A 1,855-nucleotide genomic window follows, 5' to 3' on the forward strand; every position below is an offset into this window, starting at 1 on the left:
ACTTCGCGCAAATAGCGCAGCAAGGCGTAAATTTAAGGCTTTGAAATTTACAGCCCGAGCTCTATCGCCAGATCCTTTACCGCTTTGAGATTTACCTTGCCACTGCCAAGCACCGGGATTTGCTCCACTTTTTTTATGACGCTTGGCTGCATTATCGGCGCCAGCGCGGAGTCCTTTAGGCGGCGCGAAATTTCATCCTCGCTCACCTCGCCCACGTAAAGCAGAGCGATCTTTTCGCCCTTTTTCTCGTCTTTTAGGTTCACGCACGAATAGATCGCGCTTTCGCCTAAAATTTCGCCCACGGCGCTCTCTACCGCGCCCAGGCTGATCATCTCGCCGCCGATTTTGGCAAAGCGCGAAAGACGATCGGTGATAAATAAAAACCCGTCGTCGTCGATATAGCCGATGTCGCCGCTCTTGTAGTAGCGTACGCCGTTTATTTGCGCGATTGCTTCTGCGGTTTTTGCCGGCTCATCGTAGTATTTCTTCATAACCTGATGTCCGCCGATTAAGATAAGCCCCTCCTGCCCGTTTGGCAGCGGCTGCAGCGAGGCGGGATCGGTGATCTTTATGACCGTGCCCGCAAGCGGCAAGCCGACGCTCTTTTCGCGGTTGAAGTGAAGCTCTTTGAAAAAATCGGGCTCGAGGACGTTCGGCGTATTTACGCTCACAACCGGCGCAGTCTCGGTCGTGCCGTATCCCTCGTAAATTTCGATGCCGAATTTTATCTTAAATTCCTTTCGGACATTTTCGTTTAGCTTCTCCGCGCCCGCAATCGCCAGGCGAATGCTTGCCAGCATAAGCGGATTGAGCCTTTTATTTTTGGTGTAGAGTCTAAAAAACGTCGACGTGCCGAACATTATCGTAGCGCCGTATTTCGCGCTCATCTTGCCGACGCTAAAGGCGTCCGTAGGATCGGGCACGTGGATGCTTAAAATTCCGTCGTTTAGCGGAAAGAGCGTCGTTACGGTAAGCCCGAAGCAGTGAAAGATCGGTAGCGACGCTAAAATCGCGTCGTGCTCGGTGGCATTTATGAGCTCCGAAATTTGGCGGACGTTCGCCATTATATTTTTGTGCGTCAAAACCACGCCTTTGGGCTTTCCCTCGCTGCCGCTGCTAAATAAAATGGTCGCTACGTCCTCTATCGCGTGCGGCTTAAAATACAGCGCGCGAAATAAAATTTTAGGCATCAGCAGCGATTTTAGCGCGCAGGCTATGCGCTCGTTTTTAGAGACGCCCTCGCTTAGATCCTCAAGGTACACGAGCCGATCGCCGATCGAGCTTTCCAGCTCAAAGCCCTTTGATTTGAGTTTTTCTACGAATTTTCGCGAGCTGATGATCGTGCGGATATTTGCTTTATCCGCGCAGTAGATTAAATTTTCCTCGCTTAGCGTGTAGTTTAAATTTACGCTCGTTTTGCCCATCGCAAAAAGCGTTAAATTTACGGCGCTTGCGATGACCGAGCTAGGCAAAATGATACCGACGTTTTCCTCGCTGCTTATGCGACTCTTTAGTCTTTTGCGAAGTATCAAAACGGCGCTCATCATCGCTAAATTTGTGAGACTTGCTCCCGTGCTATCGACCGCTACGCGCTTAAAAGGCGATCTTTTGGCTTGATTTAGCCAGTTGTAGGCAAGCGGCTTTAGGCTTGCGAGGTATTTGCCCCAGCTGAAAAACGATAGCTCCGTTACCGCACGTTTTACTTCATGCGCCTTGGAATTTGCCTCAATCGGCGCGCCGAAGCTTACGCGAAGTGCGTTTTTGCCGTTTTGCGAGATCGTTCTTTTATAATGCTCGCTGGCGCGCGAAAACGTCGATCCCCAAAGCCCTCTGATGTAAAAAGGCACGATTACGG

At 50.7% G+C, this 1,855-nt stretch carries 1 protein-coding gene; it reads right to left on the reverse strand.

Annotated features, from left to right (window positions below):
• Positions 1-47: 47 nt before the first annotated feature.
• A partial coding sequence (locus Q0277_RS07185) for an AMP-binding protein (RefSeq protein ID WP_297996856.1) occupies positions 48-1,855 on the reverse strand: 1,808 nt, incomplete at its 5' end.

It is taken from the genome of uncultured Campylobacter sp. (assembly GCF_938030815.1).
In the GTDB taxonomy this organism is placed as follows: Bacteria; Campylobacterota; Campylobacteria; order Campylobacterales; family Campylobacteraceae; genus Campylobacter_B.